The organism is Brevundimonas sp. SL161 (assembly GCF_049896985.1).
GTDB lineage: Bacteria > Pseudomonadota > Alphaproteobacteria > Caulobacterales > Caulobacteraceae > Brevundimonas.
In genome coordinates, this window is record NZ_JAFCVJ010000059.1 from 1 (window position 1) to 4,715 (window position 4,715).

The 4,715-nt window shown below is 60.6% G+C and carries 3 protein-coding genes; all 3 read right to left on the minus strand.

The annotated features are described in order from the left end of the window. Positions 1-92: 92 nt before the first annotated feature. The 3 genes from ACP7AU_RS17460 to ACP7AU_RS17470 are packed head-to-tail and all read right to left on the minus strand — an operon-like array spanning position 93 to position 4,517. A complete protein-coding gene (locus ACP7AU_RS17460; protein WP_426052244.1) occupies positions 93-2,051 on the minus strand; it encodes an ATP-binding protein in 1,959 nt (652 codons plus the stop codon). Beyond that, positions 2,048-2,572 (minus strand): YfiR family protein, encoded by a 525-nt coding sequence (locus ACP7AU_RS17465; RefSeq protein WP_426052245.1) that lies wholly within the window; start codon positions 2,570-2,572, stop codon positions 2,048-2,050. Before ACP7AU_RS17465 ends, ACP7AU_RS17460 begins: the two co-directional genes overlap by 4 nt. Before the next feature lies 1 nt (position 2,573). Beyond that, positions 2,574-4,517, minus strand: a complete 1,944-nt coding sequence (locus ACP7AU_RS17470) for a TonB-dependent receptor plug domain-containing protein (protein WP_426052246.1) — start codon at positions 4,515-4,517, stop codon at positions 2,574-2,576. Positions 4,518-4,715: the final 198 nt, after the last annotated feature.

Below are 4,715 nucleotides of genomic sequence, written 5' to 3' on the forward strand. Positions count from 1 at the left end.
CAGGCGTCTGTTGGGACCCCGTCTCGCCCCGAAATATTGAGCTTATTCAATATATTGTCTCATATCGGCTGGGGTCTCGCCTTTAACGCCGATCAACAGGCTCCTGCAACGGACAGCGTCGAACCATCACCCAGAGGGGAGCTGGGGCCGGTCGAGACAGGCTCTCCGCGAAGTGCTTGCTCGATCGCGGCATACAGTTTGCCGACCTCAATCGGCTTGGCTACGTGTCCATCCATGCCCGCTTCGAGATACGAGGCGATCTGGTGCGCCATGGCATTGGCGGACAGCGCAATAATCGGAATGCGGGCCCGGCCCGTTCGCGTCTCTTCAGCACGGATGGCGAGCGCAACGCCAACCCCATCCAGCCGAGGCATCTGGATATCCAAAAGGATGAGATCGAAGTCCTCCATGCGCCAGCGATCAAGGGCTTCGAGACCGTCTGCCGCTACGCGGAGGTCGACCCCCAGTGGCTCAAGCAAGGCGCACGCGACCATCTGGTTTGTAGGGTTGTCCTCGGCCAGCAGAAGACGAAGCGGATGCGCGCCGAGCGCGCACGGCGAACTGTCCGCGGGCGTGATCGGCTGTACCGTTGGGCAGGCGCACTTCTGCATTGGCAACAGCAAGGTGAACTGCGAGCCATGGCCCACCGCACTCGCGACGAAGATATCGCCACCCATAAGTTGTGCCAGCTCCCGGCTAATCGCAAGACCTAGGCCTGATCCGCCGAAGCGGCGAGTGGTGGAACTGTCCGCTTGGGAAAACTTGGAAAAGAGCCGGGAGAGAACCTCTGGGGGCATGCCGATGCCGGTGTCCGAGATAACGAATTCGACCGTTGTGTCCTGTGCCCTAACCTCGACATGCACGGACCCTGACTCGGTGAATTTGATCGCGTTCGCAAGCAGGTTCGACAGGATTTGTCGGGTCCTCATTGAGTCTCCCCGCCACACGCCTTCGCACGAGGATTCAAAGGCCAGGTGGCAATCCAGCCCTTTCTCTTGCGCGAGTCCCGCGAACGCGTCGAAGGCTGCCTGGACTGCACCGGCGAGTTCGAAATCTTCCGATACGATTTCCAGTTTCCCGGCTTCAATCTTGGAGATATCGAGAATGTCGTTGAGGACCGCGAGAAGCAGTTCACCGGAACGGCGGATGACGGCAACTTTTTCTTGGTGATCCGCGGGCAGATTCGCCTTCTCCAGCACTTGGGCCATGCCGAGCACCCCATTGAGGGGGGTCCGGATTTCGTGGCTCATGTTCGCCAGGAATTGGGACTTGGCTAGGTTGGCACCCTCTGCCTGATCCCGCGCTTGTACCAAGTCCACCATGGCTGTCCGCAGCGCACAGTCATTGTCGCGGAGCCGCTGCAGCAGGGTATTGAAATCTCCGGTAAGTGCAGCCAATTCATCGTTGCCCTCGGGAGCGACCTGAAGATCGAAGTCTCCGCTCTCCCTGACGGCCAACATGGCGTGTGAGAGCACTTGAACAGGACGGATGACGCCTCGCGCAAGCCAAGTCGAGGTGACCAAAGCAAGAGCCACAGCGCCTAGAAGGCCGAGAAGTGATACCAAAGTATAGCCTAGCACTATCCGCTCGAACTCATGGAGGGTGGAAATCAGGACGAGAGTGCCCACTGTCTCCTGATCGAGTCGCACGGGCGTGCTGACGACCAGCCGATCCCGCTCGAACCGCGAGCCCGACACCAACAGGGCAGAGGCCGGCGGGTTGCTGGCTTGATCGGCCGAATAGGCGGAGAATGGAGAACCTGCGGCGTCGAATAGCCAAACCCCGCTGACACCAGGAATCGTCGCTGCGGACTCCAATGTTTCTCCTGCGGCCTCGCGGTCCTGAAAAACAAGAGTAGCAGCGACGTTGGCTGCAAGGACGTCCGCAAGAACCTCACGTTGCTCCAGTAGCCTCCCCCGGTCGCTATGCCATTCACTAAGGATAAACGTGGGGTAGGCGACGAGGAGCGCGGCCAAAGCAGTTGCGACTGCTACAGCGGCAACCTTCGCCTGAACTGATGAATTGATGAGCCGGCTGATGCGGTGAATCATCGGACGACAACTGCGAGCCGCAGGAGACTGGAACTCAGCACTACTCCCGCGCTGCGGGCGTTGCGGTTGTTAATTTCGAATCGGATTTGCCGTCCGACGGTGATGATCCCGATGGCACCATTCGCGATGAACCCTTCCGAGTCGCCGATAGTGAGCACGCCTTCTCGCGCGAGCGAGTCTAGCCTAGCCGAATTGGCGTCCGTCTGGCCGACAACGGCTGCGTGACAGCTTCGGTCGAAGTCGGCTGTTTGCCGCACCCGCAGAGATCGGTCGCCTACGAGGCGGCCGTCGAACGCGGCCAGATGTGCGGCGAGAGCGTGCCGAGGCTGAATACAGAGCACGACTGGGCTTGAAGGTGTGGCAAAGCGACTGGCGTCCCAGCTGCTGAACCGCGTGAAATTGTAGATGATCGCTGCGCGCGCTCCGGCGTCCGGAGGCGCCGAGGTCTGCTGGGCATGGGCCGTTCCTTCGGCAAGGAATGAGGCCGCGATGGCGATTTTTAGGAGGCGGCGGCGGTCCATGTCAGTACCGCGCCGTTGCGCCGAACCAGACACGGCGTTCGACAAAGGCGGACGGACTACCCAAGCCGGTCTCGACGATCTCCAGCCGTTCTCGCTCGATCAGATTCTCGCCGAGGATGTACAGTTCAAGATTCGGTGTGGGGCGCCACGCGGCCCGAACGTCCAGATCGGTATACGCCTCGACGAGCCCTGCACCCGCGACCTCTCGGACCCACACGTCAAAATCTATCGTCTCGGTAACGTCAAACAAGGAACGTACTGAAAGTTGGTTGCCGGGCGATCGTTCCGCGTCAAAGGTATCAAGCCCCGGCACCACGAAGCCTCTCTCCAGGACCTCCATGTCCATAGCGGAAGCCGCGACCTTGACCGTCCATCGATCCGTGAGACGGGCGTCGATTGCAGCTTCCAGTCCCCTTGTTTCTACCCGACCACCATTGGCGAACTCCAGCGTGAGGAGAGGCTGACCTGGCGCCATTGCGGGCGTGGCGTTCCAGACTACGAGGTTGTCGTATTGGTGAAGGTAGGCCGTTAAATCCAGCGACACCGCCGAACCGAGATGTCCGCGCCAGCCGGCTTCCCAGGCGAGCAGGTCCTCAGCGGCCAGATCGCCCGCGGTGGCTATTGCAATGATCGGGTCGCTAGTTTGAAGTGCTGTCTCCAGGCGAGAAGGCGTGCGAACGGCGCGCGAGACCGCGCCCCATGCTGTCCATCCGCGGGGGTCGGTCCAGGCGATCCGCCCGCTCGGCTGGACTTCGAGCCCTGTATACTCGTTGTGCTCAACCTTTGCGCCGAGAGAGACACGTAGCCTATCAGGCACCAAGGTGACCTCGTCCGAGATATAGGCCCCATACCAGCTGTCGCTGCGCTCTTCCGGAGCGAACCGCAGGAATGGCGTGGTTGCGGCAACCCGGTCGCTGCGCCACCGGTACCCCGCGCCCCATACGATCTGGTGGCGATCGCCGAACGAGAAATACTGCGAGAAGTCGATGTCGGCCTGATCGCTGACGCCGTCCAACCCGCCTTCCTGCCGCTCCACATGATCTACGTAGATTTGTAGCGACCTAACGCCACGGTCACCGGTACGGGTCCAGCGTCCAAGGAGGTTATGTCCGCTGAAGCGCGAGCTGACAGGGGGGCCGCCCGCCGCGGCCGGCTCTAAATACGAAAGTGTGGAACGGCCCTGGTACACATCGCCCTGGAGCGTGAATGAGTCTCTCTCGTTCGGCTCGAAATCATATCTGAAACCCGCCTGACCAGCGGAGGAGTTATCCCTGCGGCGGTCGGGAACCGCGTAGGCGAAACCCTCTTGCTGGTGACCGACCACATACGCCCGCAAAGCTCCGTGCTCACCCGCCCTAACCCCTAGGCGGAAGACTATTCGGCCGTCGTCGTCGGTGCTGTAGCGAGCCCCCGCAAGCGCGCCGAGCGTGTCGGCTGCGTGTTTGGTGACTATGTTGACCACACCGTTGACAGCGTTGGCCCCCCAGAGCGTGGCTCCCGGGCCACGGACCACCTCGATCCGCTCGATATCCTCGACCGGCGGCATCTGCTGATCCCAAAGCACGCCCGAAAGCGTTGACAGATAGATCGCCCGGCCGTCGACCAACACCAGCAGCTTGTTCGAGAACCGGCCATTAAATCCACGCGCCGTCACAGCCGCGTTGCCAGATGCGAGGCTGGCTACCTCCATGCCCGGAACCATCCGGAAGAGTTCGGGCAGCGTGGTTACGCCGGAACGCCGGATGTCCTCTCGGCTTATCACGAATACGGCGGCTGCGGCTTCCTCGACCCGTTGCGGGCGTTTTGCTACCGATGTGACGTTCGCCTGTAGGATCTCTTCCAGGCTCAGATCTACAAAAGCTTCCGATTGCGCGGTCGCAGGGCTGCTGAGGAAGGTGCACAAAATCGAAGTGACGGTTGTGACAAATAGAAGCGTTTTGAGCATTTTTCCTCCAGCTCTAGAGTATGCCCATTGGCTCTAAAGAAATTGTGAAGTCCGGCACTACGAAAAGCCATGTTAGCTGCACCCAGCCTCTTGGACACCAAGATAGGGAGTTCGTGGAGAAGGAGCGTGACGATGCAACGACGGAAGTTCGGCCGGGAGTTCTAAAGCATTTGGCGACCTGATTGAATCGTTTGGGAT